Here is a 16,001-nt window from a genome sequence, read left to right as displayed (position 1 = left end):
TATGGTAGTCAAGGTCCTGGTGGTGGACGATTCGGGTTTCTTCCGCCGCCGCGTCTCGGAAATTCTTTCATCGGATTCCAATATCCAGGTGGTCGGCACGGCCACCAACGGCAAAGAGGCGATCGATCAGGCCCTGGCGCTCAAGCCGGACGTGATCACCATGGACTACGAGATGCCGATGATGGACGGCATCACGGCGGTGCGGCACATCATGCAGCGCTGCCCGACGCCGGTGTTGATGTTCTCCTCGCTGACCCACGAAGGCGCCCGGGTCACCCTGGATGCGCTGGATGCCGGCGCGGTGGACTTCCTGCCGAAGAATTTCGAAGACATCTCGCGCAACCCCGAGAAGGTCAAGCAGATGCTCTGCGAGAAGGTGCACAGCATCTCCCGCAGTAACCGTCGCAGCCTGTTCAGTGCGCCGGCGCCCGCTCCCGTTACGCCGCCACCGGCCGCCCCGAGCACCTTTGGTCGCCCGGCGCCGGCACCGGTTGCGCGCCCGGCCGCCGCCCCGGTGCGTACGGCTGCGCCCGCCGCGCATTCACCTGCGCCCAAGCGCAAGGCCTACAAGCTGGTGGCCATCGGTACGTCCACCGGCGGCCCGGTGGCCTTGCAGCGGGTGTTGACCCAATTGCCGGCCAACTTCCCGGCGCCGATCGTGTTGATCCAGCACATGCCGGCCGCGTTCACCAAGGCGTTCGCCGAGCGCCTGGACAAGCTGTGCCGCATCAGCGTCAAGGAAGCCGAGGATGGCGACATCCTGCGTCCGGGTCTGGCGCTGCTGGCCCCCGGTGGCAAGCAGATGATGGTCGATGGCCGTGGTGCGATCAAAATCCTGCCGGGTGACGAACGCCTGAACTACAAGCCGTGTGTGGATATCACCTTCGGGTCTGCGGCCAAATCCTACGGCGACAAAGTTTTGGCGGTGGTGTTGACCGGCATGGGCGCCGACGGCCGTGAAGGCGCGCGCCTGCTCAAGCAGGGCGGCAGCGCGATCTGGGCCCAGGATGAAGCCAGCTGCGTGATCTATGGCATGCCCATGGCCATCGTCAAGGCCGACCTGGCCGACGCCGTCTACAGCCTGGACGACATCGGCAAGCACCTGGTGGAGGCTTGCCTCTGATGGATGTATTGAGCCTGATTGGCATCATCATGGCGTTTGTCGCGATTATCGGCGGCAACTACCTCGAAGGCGGCCACCTGGGCGCCCTGGCCAACGGCCCGGCGGCGTTGATCGTGATCGGCGGCACCGTGGGCGCGGCGTTGTTGCAGTCGCCCATGAGTTCGTTCAAGCGCGCGATGCAGATCCTCATCTGGATTATCTTCCCGCCGCGTGTCGACTTGCCGGGCGGCATCGACCGCGTGGTCAACTGGAGCCTCACGGCGCGCAAGGAAGGCCTGCTCGGGCTGGAAGGCGTGGCCGATGCCGAGCCCGACAGCTACGCGCGCAAAGGCCTGCAACTGCTGGTGGACGGCGCCGAGCCGGAAGCGATTCGCAGCATCCTCGAAGTGGACTTCTACACCCAGGAAAGCCGCGACATCAACGCTGCCAAAGTCTTTGAAAGCATGGGCGGCTACGCGCCGACCATCGGCATCATCGGTGCGGTGATGGGCTTGATCCACGTGATGGGCAACCTGGCCGATCCGTCGCAACTGGGCAGCGGGATTGCCGTGGCGTTCGTCGCCACCATCTACGGCGTGGCCAGTGCCAACCTGGTGTTGTTGCCGGTGGCCAGCAAGCTCAAGTCGATCGCCCTGCGCCAGTCGCGTTATCGCGAGATGTTGCTCGAAGGCATCCTCTCGATTGCCGAGGGTGAAAACCCGCGCTCCATCGAATTGAAGCTCCAGGGCTTCATGGATTGATGGGAGGTATTTGTTGTGAGCCGTCGCCGCCGCGAGCCTGAAGAACACGTCAACCATGAACGCTGGCTGGTGTCCTACGCCGACTTCATTACGTTGCTGTTCGCGTTTTTTGTGGTGATGTACTCCATTTCCTCGATCAACGAAGGCAAGTACAAAGTCATTTCCCAGGCGCTGATTGGCGTGTTCAACGACGCTGACCGCGCCCTCAAGCCGATACCCATTGGCGAAGAACGCCCCAAGACCGTGACCCCGGCCAAGCCGCTGGTCAACGACAGCGATGAAACCGCCGCCGGCATCGGTGGCACCAGCGACCCGCTGAAAAGCATCGCCGATAACATCAGCGCGGCCTTTGGCGACCTGATCAGCTCCAACCAGATGACCGTGCGCGGCAATGAGTTGTGGGTCGAGATCGAGCTCAATTCCAGCCTGCTGTTCGCCAGTGCCGATGCAATGCCCAGCGACCAGGCGTTTACCATCATCGACAAGGTGGCGGCGATCCTGAAGCCGTTTGAAAACCCGGTCCACGTTGAAGGCTTTACCGATAACCTGCCGATCAGTACCGCGCAGTACCCGACCAACTGGGAGCTGTCTTCGGCCCGGGCGGCGAGTATTGTACGAATGCTCGCGATGCAGGGTGTGAACCCCGGGCGCCTGGCGTCGGTGGGTTACGGCGAGTTCCAGCCGGTGGCCAATAACGCCACGGCGGAAGGCCGTGCGCGCAACCGTCGGGTGGTGCTGGTGGTGTCGCGCAACCTGGACGTGCGCCGCAGCCTGACCGGTACCGGCACTGCCAATGCAACACCGGATGCCGCCTTGAAGCGGGCTGGCACACAAACTGCACCAGCGCCCGTAAAGGCGCCGGTTCGCGGGAGTGCCGTCAATTCTCCGTCACCGGCTCTATAACCCCATGCAATTTCTCGGTCGAGCCTGTGCCTGCCGGGAGGAACAATCCGAATGAGAGTCTGGGCAGTTGCCAATCAAAAGGGTGGTGTCGGTAAAACCACCACGTCCATCGCCTTGGCCGGCTTGCTGGCCGAGGCCGGCAAGCGTGTGGTCGTGGTCGACCTGGACCCCCACGGCTCCATGACCAGCTATTTCGGCTATGACCCGGATGCCCTGGAACACAGTTGCTACGACCTGTTCCTGCACAAGGGCAGCGTGCCGGCCGACTTGCCGGGGCAACTGTTGCTGCCTACCAGCAATGAAAAGATCTCGCTGTTGCCGTCCAGCACCGCCCTGGCCACCCTTGAGCGCCAGTCGCCGGGGCAGAGCGGCCTGGGCCTGGTGATCGCCAAGACCCTGGCGCAGCTGTGGCAGGACTTCGACTACGCGATCATCGACAGCCCGCCGTTGCTCGGCGTGCTGATGGTCAACGCCCTGGCCGCCAGCCAACAGCTGGTGATCCCGGTGCAGACCGAGCACCTGGCCGTCAAGGGCCTGGAGCGCATGGTCAGCACCCTGGCGATGATCAACCGCTCGCGCAAGCAGGCGCTGCCGTTCAGCATCGTGCCGACCCTGTTTGACCGCCGTACCCAGGCGTCCCTCGGCACCTTGCGGGTATTGCGCGATGCTTATCCGGACACTATCTGGCAAGGCTACATCCCGGTGGACACGCGCCTGCGGGATGCGAGCCGGGCAGGGCTGACGCCGTCGCAGTTCGACGGCAAGAGCCGTGGGGTGCTGGCGTATCGGGCGTTGCTCAAGCACCTGTTGTCCCAGCAACTTGTGGCGCAGGTGGCGTGATGGTCATAAACAGTCCTGTAGGAGCCTGGCTTGCCAGCGATGCAGACGCCGTGGTTTTCCTGACCAAACCGGCTCTCGATTCAAGTCCGGACACTCACAGGCCGATAACCTCTGAATACAGGGTTGATGGGGCTTGCGCGTGGGCATACAGATGAACCGTCCCGTTGATTTCAAGACCCGGCCGCAACTGGCGCTGGAGTCCTACCTGGACGCTTTGCTCCAGGACGCCACCGAGGACATGCCGGAGCCGATTCTGATCCTCGATGAAGTCATCGAGCCTGAACCTGCTGCCCTGGACGAGTTTCAGCTGGCGGTCCTGGAAGAGCAGGCCCGTGATGCGTTGGTGGTTCCCGTAGCCGTTCCTGTACCGGTTGCTGTGCCCGTCGAGCCTGTGGTGATTGCGCCTGTAGTGGTGGAGCCGGTGGTTGAGGTTCACCTCCCGCCGAGCATCACGCCGCCGCCGGTACAGGGCGACGGTCGCCCGGTGTGGGCTGCGGAGCCGTTCGAATGTTTGCTGTTCGATGTCGCCGGGCTGACCCTGGCCGTGCCGCTGGTGTGCCTGGGGTCGATCTACTCCCTGGAAGGCCAGGAGTTGACGCCGTTGTTCGGCCAGCCGGATTGGTTCCTCGGGATCCTGCCGAGCCAGCAGGGCAACTTGAAGGTATTGGACACCGCGCGTTGGGTGATGCCCGACCGCTACCGCGATGACTTCCGCCAGGGCCTGCAATACGTTATTTCGGTCCAGGGCTACGAGTGGGGGCTGGCGGTGCATCAGGTCAGCCGCTCATTGCGCCTGGACCCGAACGAAATCAAATGGCGCAGCCACCGAGGCCAGCGGCCATGGCTGGCGGGCACTGTGATCGAGCACATGTGCGCGTTGCTGGATGTCGCCGAACTGGCGGAGTTGATTGCCAGCGGCGCGGTAAAAGCCATGCCGCTGAACAAACGCACTTGATAACAAGCAGCAGCGCTACGGCGCTGCCCAAGAACACACACCGTAACCAACGGTATTTGAAGGGGTCTGGAGTATGAACAAGTCAGTGTCCGCACAAGGTCTGGTGGATGATCCAATCCTGCAATGGGTCACCTTCAAGCTGGACAACGAGTCCTATGGCATCAACGTGATGCGTGTGCAGGAAGTGCTGCGCTACACCGAAATCGCTCCGGTTCCGGGTGCCCCAAGCTATGTGCTGGGCATCATCAACCTGCGCGGCAACGTGGTGACCGTGATCGACACCCGCCAGCGTTTTGGCCTGGTGCCGACCGAAGTCAACGACAACACCCGCATCGTGATCATCGAAGCCGACAAGCAAGTGGTCGGGATCATGGTCGACAGCGTGGCGGAAGTGGTTTACCTGCGCCAATCCGAAGTCGAGACTGCGCCGAACGTCGGCAATGAAGAGTCGGCCAAGTTCATCCAGGGTGTCTGCAACAAGAACGGCGAACTGCTGATTCTGGTTGAGCTGGACAAGATGATGAGCGAAGAAGAGTGGCAGGACCTGGAGAATATCTGATTGTTTCTTGAGGTAGCGGTGATCGTCCTGGCCATCCTTTGGGCCGGGACCCTGGGCTTCCTGCTGCGTTATGTTCGCCAGCAACGGGAATTGGCCACTCGACAAGTCGAGCGCGACGCTGTGCGCGACCGGCGGATCCTGGAGCTGGCCAAGCGGGTCGACCACTTCCAGCAAAGTGCGGTGCGTGTGGGTGATGAAGTGCACGAGCTGCGTTCGGTGCTGGCGCCGTTGCCGGACAAGCTGTCGGCACTCGAGCAGCGTGACCCGTCGAGCCTCTCATTCGCCCAGGCGGCGAAGCTGGTGGGCATGGGCGCCACGGTGGATGAGCTGACCCAGTCCTGTGGGTTGACCCAGGCTGAAGCGCAGTTGATGAGCCGGTTGCACAAGGACAACTGAAGGTTACGAGCTGCAAGCGGTATTGCTTGCAGCTTATAGCCGGTGTCGGTTGCTCAGCCATTCGGCCATGGTCGAGTCCTCCAAAGCATATTCACCACGGTTGGCTTTCCAGACCAACTCCTTCTCCCGCAGCACTTCCAGTGCTTTCTGCACGTTTGGTGTGCTGGCGTTCGGCTCGACCTGGGCCTGTTCCAGCTTGCGGTTCACATCCTGGAAGGTTTTCTCCGCAAAAGGCGAGAACGCCTGCTTGCCCAGGGTTCGTTCGCCCATCACTTCAAGTACCGCCTGTTGCAGCGGCGAGAGGTCGTTGTAGGCGCTCTCGTAATCGCTCCAGATGCCGGCCTGGTGATTGAGTGCCCCGGTCCTCAGCAACTCGCCAAGGTTGCTGGCCTCGCCAAGACCCACGCTCACTTCGGTCAGTAGTGTGTTGAGCATTTCCGGGCGCCGGCCAACGAGCTGGAAGGCATAGTCCATGTCCTCCAGGTTGAACTGGTTGGTCGCGGCCAGGCGCTGGTTCCAGAGGTCCGTCACGAACTCGACGAAATCCCGGCTCAACAGCGGGAACGGTGTGATATGGGCGCCGAAGAACGGTTGTTTGCTCTTGAGTACCAGGTTGGCGAGTTTGTCTCGGCTGGAGCCGGTGAAGACCAGGCGCAGGCCATCGGCCGTGCTGCTGCCGTTGAGATGATCCCGTGCCGCCTTGAGGGCGAACATCGCGTTCACCCCGCCTTCGCTGTTGAGGGCGTGCTGGGCCTCGTCCACGATCAGCACGATCATTTGCCCCGAGACCTGGTGCAGCACGTCCAGGGCGTGGCTGAGCGTGGTGCCGGCGGGCAATTGCGGTTTGGTGAAGTCCCAACTCAAGGTGCGCAGCAGGCTGATCTTATCGATACCGGCTTTCTTGGCCGCCTTGCTCACTGCGCTTTCGAACTCGCCCAGGGCTTTGCCGATAGCGCCGGAGATCAGTTCGGCGGGGTCGATTTCGCGGTTCATCCACAGGTCCACGTACACCGGCAGCCAGCCCCGGGCCTTGCACTCGGGGATAAGGTCGTTGCGCAGGAACGTACTCTTGCCGGTACGGCGCGGAGCCGCGAGGAACATGCCGGAGCTGTAGTCGGCAAATGACTCGCCTGCCATATCACGGGCGAGCGCTTCGGCGAGTAGCTTTCGACTGAGAATCGGGCGGGTAGGGCTCATGGGTTTATCCTGAACTATCGGGTTCGGGATAATCTATACCTCGAAAGATATAATTGCTATACACCACCCACCGCAACTGATCATTCCCACGCTCTGCGTGGGAATGCATCCCGTGACGCTCCGCGTCACCCCTGCGCAAGACTTGAACGTTGCAGCGCCGGTTGGACGCGGAGCGTCCGAGGTGGCGTTCCCATGCAGAGCGTGGGAACGATCAGCCGGCTCCCACCTTAATAATCGTCGCCTCTTTCCGTCACATCCCGCTCCACCGGCCCCGCGTCCGGGTCGTAGCCCACCGGGAACTTGCCCTTCAGCGTCCAGGCAAACGCGATGATCTCGGCGACGGTGCGGTACAACTCTTCCGGGATGCTGTCGCCCAACTCCATGCGTGCCAGTAATTTGACCAGCTCGGCATTTTCGTAAATCGGGACTTCGTTCTCCCGGGCCAGCTTGAGGATGGCTTCGGCCAGGGCATCGTCGCCCTTGGCGGTCAGGGTCGGCGCTTGTTGCCCGTCGTATTTGAGGGCGATGGCCTGGCGGGGCGGGTTGGGGTTTTTCATGCGGTTTCATCCACCCAGCGTTGTTCAAGCCCGGTTTTCGGGCCCCGTGGCGGGGTACCGAGGTGGCAGTCGAGGTCGCCGACGTTGAGTCCCGACGACACCAGGCGCTCGCGCAGGCTGCCCAGGTGGCTTTCGATCAGGCTGGCGGTGAAGGGCCGGGTCGCCCACAACTGGCTCGACAGTTTGCCCTGGCTCAGTTGCGCCTGGACCTGCAACGGGCCGAGCGGCTCCATGTCGAGCGCCATTTCCACGCGCCAGAGCATTTGCTTGGGATCCTTGCTGTCCTTGCGTTCCGGCTGTTCCTTGTCGGGCGCCGGTTCTTCCCGCTGGAACTTGACCTGCAACGGCACGATGTCCTGCAAGGTGCGCATGGGGATTTCCAGCTGCCAGGTGGTCAAGAGCTTGCCGTCGGCGGTGGTACCGGTCTGCTCCAGGCTCGACAGCTGATGGCTTTGCAGGCGGGAGATGGCCCCGGCGGCCAGGCGCAGCAGGTTTTCCAGGTCACTTTCACCTTCCAGGCGTTGCATCAGCCGATCGGGCAGCGGAAAGCCTGCGGGCGCCTGCCTGGCGCCGACCTGGCCGAGGGTGCCCAGCGGGCTGCGTACGAAACTGGGCAGCAACTGCGCCAGGGTGTTGGCAGCGAGGATCGCATTCAGATTGGTGCTGGCGGGCAGGGATGGCAGCAGGTCGGCGACGAAGCGCAGCAGCGCGCCTTTCATGTCCAGCGGCGGTATCTGCGGGTTTTGCCCGGCCAGCAACTTGGCTTCGAGGAAGGTCCCGCTGTTCTGGATCAGTTGCGCCAGCACCTTGGGGTTGCTGGCCTGGGCCAGGTCGGGCAGGCCGGCGAGCAAACGCTCGGCGGCGGCGCGCAGGTCGGCCCCGGTGCTGTCGCTGCTGGTCGCCGGCAGGCTTTGCAGCGCGGTGAACACCACGTCCAGCGAGCCCTGGCGGCTTTGCTGGGTGGAGAGTTGCTGGGCCACGGCCAATTGGTCCTGGCGCCCGCTCAGCGGTACAAAGCTCAAGGTCTGCGCACTTTGCACCACGGCGCTGAGCAGGCTGCCGACGCGCAAGGGCTGCGGGCTTTCGACGGTCAGGGTCGCGCCGCTGAGGACGTTATTGAGCACCGACACCAGTGAGCGATACACCACCGGCTGGTTGGCGCCCTGTGGCAGCGCCTGGGTGGTCAGCACCTTGCCTTGCAGCAGGGTGCCCACCGGTAACTGGCTGGTGTCGATACGCGTCAGCGCAGCGACGCTGGAACTCAGGGCCTGCTGCAGGCTGATGGACAAATTGCCCGACGGCGTCTGGCTGACTTCCACCTGGGTACCCAGCGGCAGCGGCTGGCTGCTGCTGGCCTGCACCAGGGTTTGCCGGCCGCCTTCCAGGGTCAGCTTGAGCAGCAACTGAAAGGCATCGCCGCCTTGTTTCAGTGCCAGCACCTCGGCATTTACGGTTTTTCCGGGGTCGATCAGGCCGGTCTGCGGCTCCAGCAGTTTCAGCAACTCGCCCGCTGCAGGCGCGGGCGCAGGCCCGGCCGGAAGCGTCGGGGGGAGCGTGGGAAGATTGATCTCACCGGTCATCGTGCGCGCCGTCTCAGGGGAAATTGCCCTCTTTAGAGTAGGGCATCACATGTATAATGCCGCCCGTCTTCAAAGAGAGCGTTAAAAACAACACAACTGATTGATCCAGCTCTCTAAAAACGGTCGCCAAAGCAGTTAATGTGCATCTCTTTAACGGCCGTTCCACCGCCGACTTGAACCGTAAAGGCCCGCGATCTCTTGACCAGCCCTCTTCTAGAAGCCGTAGCGCTCGCCTGTGAACGTGACCTGCGGATGCTGTTCGAACACCTCGAACTGCGTCTGGCGGGCGGCGACATGGTGCAGGTCAGCGGCCCCAACGGCAGCGGCAAGACCAGCCTGTTGCGCCTGCTGGCCGGGCTGATGCAGCCGACGGCGGGGGAAGTGCGGCTCAACGGCAAACCGTTGCACGAGCAGCGCACCGAGCTGGCGCGCAACCTGATCTGGATCGGCCACGCCGCCGGAATCAAGGATGTGCTTACCGCTGAAGAAAACCTCAGTTGGCTCAGCGCCCTGCATCATCCCGCCAGCCGCGAGGCGATCTGGCAGGCGCTGGCCGCGGTTGGCCTCAAGGGTTTCGAAGACGTTCCCTGCCACACCCTGTCCGCCGGCCAGCAGCGCCGCGTGGCCCTGGCCCGTTTGTATCTCGACGGCCCGCCGCTATGGATTCTCGACGAACCCTTCACCGCCCTCGACAAACAAGGCGTTGCCCAATTGGAAGAACACCTTGCCGCGCACTGCGAGCAGGGCGGCATGGTGGTCCTGACCACTCACCACACCTTGACGCGCATGCCCGCCGGTTACCGCGACCTCGACCTGGGCCGGTGGGCGGTATGAGCGTATTTGCCCTGTTGGTCGCCCGCGAAGCGCGGTTACTCTGTCGCCGTCCGGCCGAATTGGCCAACCCGCTGGTGTTCTTCGCGATTGTGATCGCGCTGTTCCCGTTGGCGGTGGGCCCCGAGACTAAACTGTTGCAAACCTTGTCTCCGGGACTGGTCTGGGTGGCGGCGCTTTTGTCAGTCCTGCTCTCGCTGGACGGGCTGTTTCGCAGTGATTTTGAAGACGGTTCCCTCGAACAGTGGGTCCTTTCGTCGCACCCCCTGCCACTTCTGGTATTGGCCAAGGTACTGGCACACTGGGCGTTTTCCGGCCTGGCGCTGGTATTGCTCGCGCCGCTGCTGGCGATGATGCTGGGGTTGCCCACCGAATGCCTGCCGGTGTTGCTCCTTTCCTTGTTGCTTGGCACGCCGGTTCTCAGTCTACTGGGCGCCGTAGGTGCGGCACTGACCGTCGGTTTGAAACGCGGTGGCCTGTTGTTGGCCCTGCTGATCTTGCCTTTGTATATCCCGGTGTTGATCCTGGGCAGCGGCGCGTTGCAAGCCGCGCTCCAGGGCATGCCGGCGACCGGTTACCTCCTGTGGCTTGGCAGCCTGGCCGCCCTGGCGGTAACCCTGACACCCTTTGCTATAGCGGCTGGCCTGAAGATCAGCGTCGGCGAATAATGAGGTCTGGTTAAGCGATAGAACCTTAACCAGTAAAGACCCTAAGCTTCTCGCAACGACGAGAAGCAACCGTGATGGAAACAGCATGAACTGGACCTGGTTTCACAAGCTCGGCTCGCCCAAATGGTTTTACGGCATCAGTGGCAAACTGCTGCCGTGGTTGAGCATCGCCGCGGTATTGCTGATCGGCATCGGCCTGGTCTGGGGCCTGGCCTTTGCGCCGCCGGACTACCAGCAAGGCAACAGCTTTCGCATCATCTACATCCACGTGCCTGCCGCGATGCTGGCCCAGTCCTGCTACGTGATGCTGGCGGTGTGCGGCATCGTCGGCCTGGTGTGGAAGATGAAACTGGCGGATGTGGCCCTGCAATGCGCCGCGCCCATCGGTGCCTGGATGACCGCCGTGGCGCTGGTCACCGGCGCGATCTGGGGTAAGCCGACCTGGGGTTCGTGGTGGGTATGGGATGCGCGACTCACCTCGATGCTGATCCTGCTGTTCCTGTACTTCGGCCTGATTGCCCTGGGCAACGCCATCAGCAACCGTGACAGCGCCGCCAAGGCCTGCGCGGTGCTGGCGATCGTCGGCGTGATCAACATCCCGATCATCAAATACTCGGTGGAGTGGTGGAACACCCTGCACCAGGGCGCCACCTTCACCCTCACCGAAAAGCCGGCAATGCCCGTGGAAATGTGGGCGCCGCTGCTGCTGATGGTGCTGGGGTTCTACTGTTTTTTTGGCGCCGTGCTGCTGCTGCGCATGCGCCTCGAAGTGCTCAAGCGTGAAGCCCGCACCAGTTGGGTCAAGGCCGAAGTGCAAAACAGCCTGGGAGCCCGTGGATGAGCTTCAACTCTTTCAGTGATTTTCTCGCCATGGGCCATCACGCCCTGTACGTCTGGACGGCCTATGGCATTTGCCTGGCGGTGCTGGCCCTCAACGTCGCCGCGCCGATCCTGGCCCGCAAGCGTTACCTGCAACAAGAGGCGCGTCGTTTGCGCCGGGAGACCGAAAAGTGAATCCGCTGCGTAGAAAGCGTCTGTTGATCATCCTGGCCATCATGGCCGGTGTCGGCATTGCCGTGACCCTGGCCCTGAGCGCCCTGCGGGAGAACATCAACCTGTTCTACACCCCGACCCAGATCGCCAACGGCGAAGCGCCGCTGGACACGCGAATCCGTGCCGGTGGCATGGTCGAGAAAGGCTCGTTGCAACGTTCCGGGGACTCCCTGGACGTCAAGTTCATCGTCACCGACTTCAACAAGTCCGTGACCATCACCTACCGCGGCATCCTCCCGGACCTGTTCCGCGAAGGGCAGGGCATCGTCGCCCTCGGCAAGCTCAACGCCGACGGCGTGGTCGTGGCCGACGAAGTGCTGGCCAAGCACGATGAAAAATACATGCCGCCGGAAGTCACCAAGGCCCTCAAAGACAGCGGCCAATCCGCCCCGACCCCTGCCAAGGAGGGCTAAGTCATGACGTCCGCACTGTTTATTCCGGAGTTGGGCCAGCTGGCGATGATCCTCGCCCTGTGCTTTGCCATCGTCCAGGCCGTGGTCCCGTTGCTGGGCGCCTGGCGCGGTGACCGTTTGTGGATGAGCCTGGCCCAGCCGGCTGCCTGGGGCCAGTTCGCCTTTCTGGTGTTCGCCTTCGGTTGCCTGACCTACGCCTTCATGACCGACGACTTTTCTGTCGCGTATGTGGCCAATAACTCCAACAGCGCCTTGCCCTGGTACTACAAGTTCAGCGCCGTGTGGGGCGCCCACGAAGGTTCGTTGCTGCTGTGGGCATTGATCCTCGGCGGCTGGACCTTTGCCGTCTCGATCTTCTCCCGCCAACTGCCGCAGGTGATGCTGGCCCGGGTGCTGGCGGTGATGGGCATGATCAGCATCGGCTTCCTGCTGTTCCTGATCATGACCTCCAACCCGTTCACCCGCATCCTGCCGCAGATCCCGGTCGACGGGCACGACCTCAACCCGCTGCTGCAAGACATCGGCCTTATCGTGCACCCGCCGATGCTCTACATGGGCTACGTCGGTTTCTCGGTCGCCTTCGCCTTCGCCATCGCCGCCTTGCTCGGCGGGCGTCTCGATGCCGCCTGGGCGCGCTGGTCGCGGCCGTGGACCATCGTCGCCTGGGCATTCCTCGGCATCGGCATCACCCTGGGCTCGTGGTGGGCCTACTACGAACTCGGCTGGGGCGGCTGGTGGTTCTGGGACCCGGTGGAAAACGCCTCCTTCATGCCCTGGCTGGTGGGCACCGCGCTGATTCACTCGCTGGCGGTCACGGAAAAACGCGGCGTGTTCAAAAGCTGGACCGTGTTGCTGGCCATCGCCGCGTTTTCCCTGAGCCTGCTGGGTACGTTCCTGGTGCGTTCCGGCGTGCTGACCTCGGTGCACGCGTTTGCCTCCGACCCGGAGCGCGGCGTGTTCATTCTGATCTTCCTGCTGTTCGTGGTCGGCGGCTCCCTGACGCTGTTCGCCCTGCGTGCGCCAGTGGTCAAGAGCCACGTGGGCTTCAACCTCTGGTCCCGGGAAACCCTGCTGCTGGGTAATAACCTGGTGCTGGTGGTGGCGGCCTCGATGATTCTGCTCGGTACCCTGTACCCGCTGGTGCTGGATGCCCTGAGCGGCGCCAAGCTGTCCGTCGGCCCGCCGTACTTCAACGCGCTGTTCATCCCCTTGATGGCGCTGCTGATGGTGGTGATGGCGGTCGGCGTACTGGTGCGCTGGAAAGACACCCCGGTGAAATGGCTGGTGGGCATGCTCACCCCGGTACTGCTGGGCAGCGCCGCATTGGCGGTGATCGCTGGGATTGCCTACGGCGACTTCAACTGGGCCGTGCTTGCCACCTTCATGCTCGCGGCCTGGGTATTGCTGGCCGGTGTACGCGACCTGATCGACAAGACCCGCCACAAAGGTTTGATCAAAGGCTTGCCGACCATGACCCGCAGTTACTGGGGCATGCAGGTCGCCCACATCGGCATCGCCGTGTGCGCCCTGGGTGTGGTGTTGTCCAGCCAGAACAGCGCCGAGCGCGACCTGCGCCTGGCCCCCGGCGAGTCCATGGACCTGGCCGGCTATCACTTCATTTTCGAAGGCGCCAAGCACTTCGAAGGGCCGAACTTCACCTCCGACAAAGGCACCGTACGTGTGGTGCGCAACGGTAAGGAAATCGCCGTGCTGCACCCGGAAAAACGCCTGTACACCGTGCAAAGCTCGATGATGACCGAAGCCGGGATCGACGCCGGTTTCACCCGCGACCTCTACGTCGCCCTGGGTGAACCGTTGGGCGATGGCGCCTGGGCCGTGCGGGTCCACGTCAAACCGTTTGTGCGCTGGATCTGGTTCGGCGGCCTGCTCACCGGCTTCGGTGGTTTGCTGGCAGCGATGGACCGGCGCTACCGGGTCAAGGTCAAGAGCCGGGTGCGTGAAGCCCTCGGTCTGCAAGGAGCGCCAGTATGAAGCGTTGGTTGATGGTGTTACCGCTGGCGGCGTTTCTGGTGGTGGCGGTGTTCCTGTATCGCGGGCTGTACCTGGACCCGGCCGAGTTGCCGTCGGCCATGATCGGCAAGCCATTCCCGGCGTTCTCGCTGCCGACGGTGCAGGGCGACAAGACCCTGACCCAGGCTGATTTGCTGGGCAAACCGGCCCTGGTCAACGTGTGGGGCACCTGGTGCATTTCCTGCCGCGTGGAGCATCCGGTGCTGAACAAGCTGGCGGAGAAGGGCGTGGTGATCTACGGCATCAACTACAAGGACGACAATGCTGCCGCCTTGAAGTGGCTGGCGGAATTCCACAACCCGTACCAACTGGATATCCGCGACGAAGACGGCAGCCTCGGCCTGAACCTCGGCGTATACGGCGCCCCGGAAACCTTCTTCATCGATGCCAAGGGCGTGATCCGCGACAAGTACGTGGGCGTGATCGACGAAGTGGTGTGGCGCGAGCAACTGGCCGCCAAGTACCAGGCACTGGTGGACGAGGCCAAGCCATGAAGCGTTGGTTAGCCGCCGCGGTATTGGGCTTGAGCATGGTCGGCGTGGCCCACGCCGCCATCGACACTTACGAATTTGCCAAGGACGGAGACCGCGAGCGTTTTCGCGAACTGACCAAGGAGCTGCGCTGCCCCAAGTGCCAGAACCAGGACATCGCCGACTCCAATGCACCGATCGCCGCCGACCTGCGCAAAGAGATTTTCCGCATGCTCGGCGAGGGCAAGGACAATCAGCAGATCATCGACTTCATGGTCGACCGCTACGGTGACTTCGTGCGCTACAAGCCGGCGCTCACCGGCAAGACTGCGCTGCTGTGGTTCGGCCCCGCCGGGTTGTTGCTCACAGGCTTAGTCGTTATGGCGGTGATTGTGCGCCGCCGTCGTGTCGCCCCGGCCGATGGCTCGGACTCGCTTTCCGTCGACGAGCGTCAACGCCTCGACCAACTGCTGGACAAAAAAACTGATGATTGATTTCTGGCTCGCAGCAGGTCTGCTGCTTCTGATTGCCTTGAGTTTCCTGCTGATCCCGGTGTTACGCGGCCGCCGTGCCCAGCGTGAAGAGGATCGCACTGCTTTGAACGTGGCGCTGTACCAGGAACGCGTGGCGGAACTGCAAACCCAGCAGACCGAAGGCGTGCTGGATGCGGCCCAGCTGGACAGCGGCCGCGCTGAAGCAGCTCGCGAGTTGCTGGCGGATACCGAGGGCGTGGAAAAGCCTCGGGAGTCGCGCCTCGGCAAACCGTTGCCGTTGCTCGCGGCCTTTCTGGTGCCGGTGCTGGGCGTGGCGCTGTACCTGCATTACGGTGCCAGCGACAAGGTCGAACTGACCCGCGAATTCTCCCAGCCGCCGGTGTCCATGGAAGACATGACCCGCCGCCTGGAGCGCGCCGCAGCGGCCCAGCCGGATTCGCCGGAAGGCCTGTACTTCCTCGGTCGCGCCTACATGGCCCAGGACCGTTCCGCCGATGCGGCGAAAATCTTCGAGCGCACCGTGGCCCTGGCCGGTCGCCAGCCCGAGTTGCTCGGCCAGTGGGCCCAGGCCCAGTACTTTGCCGACAACAAACAGTGGTCGCCCAAGGTCCAGGCCCTGACCGACGAAGCACTGAAACTCGACCCGAAGGAAGTCACCAGCCTCGGCCTGCTGGGCATCGCCGCCTTTGAAGGCCAGCGTTACCAGGAAGCGATCGACTACTGGAACCGCCTGCTGGCGCAACTGCCACCGGACGACAATTCCCGTGCCGCGCTGCAAGGCGGGATCGACCGGGCCGCCGAGAAGCTCAAGGAAAGCGGCGGTAGCGTGGCGCCCGTGAAGGCAGAAAAACAGATGCAAGTGCGGGTGGACCTGGCCGCCGATGTGAAGGCCAAGGCCCTGCCGACCGACAGCGTGTTCATCTTCGCCCGTGCCGTCAAAGGCCCGCCGGCGCCATTGGCGGCCAAGCGCGTGACCGTGGCCGACCTGCCGATCACCGTCGAGCTGGGCGACAGCGACGCGATGATGCCGCAGTTGAAACTGTCCAACTTTCCCGAAGTCCAACTGGTTGCGCGCATATCCCGGGCAGGTGCTCCCACAGCTGGCGAGTGGATCGGCCGCAGCCAACCCCTGGCCAGCAGCACCACTGCGCTGCAGCAGCTGACCATCGACAGTCCGGACCAATAATTCGA

Annotated in this window: 19 protein-coding genes; 16 read left to right on the top strand and 3 right to left on the bottom strand. The window is 63.1% G+C overall.

What is annotated here, in order from left to right; translation table 11 throughout:
- Position 1 precedes the first annotated feature (1 nt).
- From QF039_RS19955 to QF039_RS19925, 7 genes are all read left to right on the top strand, one after another.
- Positions 2–1,123, top strand: a complete 1,122-nt coding sequence (locus QF039_RS19955; RefSeq protein ID WP_008434810.1) for a chemotaxis response regulator protein-glutamate methylesterase — start codon at positions 2–4, stop codon at positions 1,121–1,123.
- Positions 1,123–1,863: a flagellar motor protein gene (locus QF039_RS19950; protein WP_003210645.1), complete on the top strand. Its 741-nt coding sequence runs from the start codon at positions 1,123–1,125 to the stop codon at positions 1,861–1,863. The genes QF039_RS19955 and QF039_RS19950 overlap by 1 nt, the downstream gene beginning before the upstream one ends.
- Before the next feature lie 15 nt (positions 1,864–1,878).
- Positions 1,879–2,766 (top strand): flagellar motor protein MotD, encoded by an 888-nt coding sequence (gene motD / locus QF039_RS19945; RefSeq protein WP_003210644.1) that lies wholly within the window; start codon positions 1,879–1,881, stop codon positions 2,764–2,766.
- A 51-nt stretch (positions 2,767–2,817) separates the two neighbouring features.
- The gene (locus QF039_RS19940) at positions 2,818–3,606 is read left to right on the top strand and encodes a ParA family protein (protein ID WP_003210643.1); all 789 of its coding nucleotides are present in this window, start codon (positions 2,818–2,820) and stop codon (positions 3,604–3,606) included.
- A gap of 151 nt (positions 3,607–3,757) precedes the next feature.
- Positions 3,758–4,561 (top strand): CheW domain-containing protein, encoded by an 804-nt coding sequence (locus tag QF039_RS19935; RefSeq protein ID WP_003210642.1) that lies wholly within the window; start codon positions 3,758–3,760, stop codon positions 4,559–4,561.
- A gap of 73 nt (positions 4,562–4,634) precedes the next feature.
- Positions 4,635–5,120: a chemotaxis protein CheW gene (locus tag QF039_RS19930; protein ID WP_003210641.1), complete on the top strand. Its 486-nt coding sequence runs from the start codon at positions 4,635–4,637 to the stop codon at positions 5,118–5,120.
- Complete coding sequence (locus QF039_RS19925; protein WP_008434800.1) at positions 5,121–5,516, top strand: DUF2802 domain-containing protein; 396 nt, start codon at positions 5,121–5,123, stop codon at positions 5,514–5,516.
- A gap of 33 nt (positions 5,517–5,549) precedes the next feature.
- On the opposite strand, the gene QF039_RS19920 is transcribed toward QF039_RS19925, so the two are convergent.
- The 3 genes from QF039_RS19920 to QF039_RS19910 all read right to left on the bottom strand — a co-directional run bounded on the left by QF039_RS19920 (position 5,550) and on the right by QF039_RS19910 (position 8,850).
- Entirely contained in the window at positions 5,550–6,713 is a 1,164-nt protein-coding gene (locus QF039_RS19920; protein ID WP_307520271.1) for a hypothetical protein, read from the bottom strand.
- A 227-nt stretch (positions 6,714–6,940) separates the two neighbouring features.
- Positions 6,941–7,270, bottom strand: coding sequence for an EscU/YscU/HrcU family type III secretion system export apparatus switch protein (locus tag QF039_RS19915; protein WP_003210638.1), 330 nt, complete (start codon positions 7,268–7,270; stop codon positions 6,941–6,943).
- Positions 7,267–8,850 carry a flagellar hook-length control protein FliK gene (locus QF039_RS19910; RefSeq protein ID WP_032899324.1) on the bottom strand — a complete coding sequence of 528 codons (1,584 nt, stop codon included), beginning with the start codon at positions 8,848–8,850 and terminating at the stop codon, positions 7,267–7,269. The genes QF039_RS19915 and QF039_RS19910 overlap by 4 nt, the downstream gene beginning before the upstream one ends.
- Before the next feature lie 252 nt (positions 8,851–9,102).
- Here QF039_RS19910 and ccmA point away from each other — a divergent pair, with 252 nt between their 5' ends.
- The 9 genes from ccmA (at position 9,103) to ccmI (ending at position 15,996) form a co-directional block, all read left to right on the top strand.
- Positions 9,103–9,684 carry a cytochrome c biogenesis heme-transporting ATPase CcmA gene (gene ccmA / locus QF039_RS19905; RefSeq protein ID WP_003210636.1) on the top strand — a complete coding sequence of 194 codons (582 nt, stop codon included), beginning with the start codon at positions 9,103–9,105 and terminating at the stop codon, positions 9,682–9,684.
- Positions 9,681–10,349: a heme exporter protein CcmB gene (ccmB, locus tag QF039_RS19900; RefSeq protein ID WP_003210635.1), complete on the top strand. Its 669-nt coding sequence runs from the start codon at positions 9,681–9,683 to the stop codon at positions 10,347–10,349. Before ccmA ends, ccmB begins: the two co-directional genes overlap by 4 nt.
- Before the next feature lie 85 nt (positions 10,350–10,434).
- Positions 10,435–11,190, top strand: coding sequence for a heme ABC transporter permease (locus QF039_RS19895; protein ID WP_003210634.1), 756 nt, complete (start codon positions 10,435–10,437; stop codon positions 11,188–11,190).
- The gene (ccmD, locus tag QF039_RS19890) at positions 11,187–11,363 is read left to right on the top strand and encodes a heme exporter protein CcmD (RefSeq protein WP_008434788.1); all 177 of its coding nucleotides are present in this window, start codon (positions 11,187–11,189) and stop codon (positions 11,361–11,363) included. The genes QF039_RS19895 and ccmD overlap by 4 nt, the downstream gene beginning before the upstream one ends.
- Positions 11,360–11,815 (top strand): cytochrome c maturation protein CcmE, encoded by a 456-nt coding sequence (gene ccmE, locus QF039_RS19885; protein WP_008434786.1) that lies wholly within the window; start codon positions 11,360–11,362, stop codon positions 11,813–11,815. The genes ccmD and ccmE overlap by 4 nt, the downstream gene beginning before the upstream one ends.
- 3 nt (positions 11,816–11,818) lie before the next feature.
- Positions 11,819–13,807: a heme lyase CcmF/NrfE family subunit gene (locus QF039_RS19880; protein WP_087694319.1), complete on the top strand. Its 1,989-nt coding sequence runs from the start codon at positions 11,819–11,821 to the stop codon at positions 13,805–13,807.
- Positions 13,804–14,340: a DsbE family thiol:disulfide interchange protein gene (locus QF039_RS19875; protein WP_307520264.1), complete on the top strand. Its 537-nt coding sequence runs from the start codon at positions 13,804–13,806 to the stop codon at positions 14,338–14,340. Before QF039_RS19880 ends, QF039_RS19875 begins: the two co-directional genes overlap by 4 nt.
- Complete coding sequence (locus QF039_RS19870; RefSeq protein WP_003210629.1) at positions 14,337–14,810, top strand: cytochrome c-type biogenesis protein; 474 nt, start codon at positions 14,337–14,339, stop codon at positions 14,808–14,810. Before QF039_RS19875 ends, QF039_RS19870 begins: the two co-directional genes overlap by 4 nt.
- A complete protein-coding gene (gene ccmI / locus QF039_RS19865) occupies positions 14,803–15,996 on the top strand; it encodes a c-type cytochrome biogenesis protein CcmI (protein WP_307520261.1) in 1,194 nt (397 codons plus the stop codon). Before QF039_RS19870 ends, ccmI begins: the two co-directional genes overlap by 8 nt.
- Positions 15,997–16,001 lie beyond the last annotated feature (5 nt).

Source organism: Pseudomonas sp. W2I6 (assembly GCF_030815935.1).
Lineage (GTDB): Bacteria > Pseudomonadota > Gammaproteobacteria > Pseudomonadales > Pseudomonadaceae > Aquipseudomonas.
The sequence above is the reverse complement of the archived record's forward strand: the minus strand, read 5'-3'. Positions and strand labels throughout refer to the sequence as shown.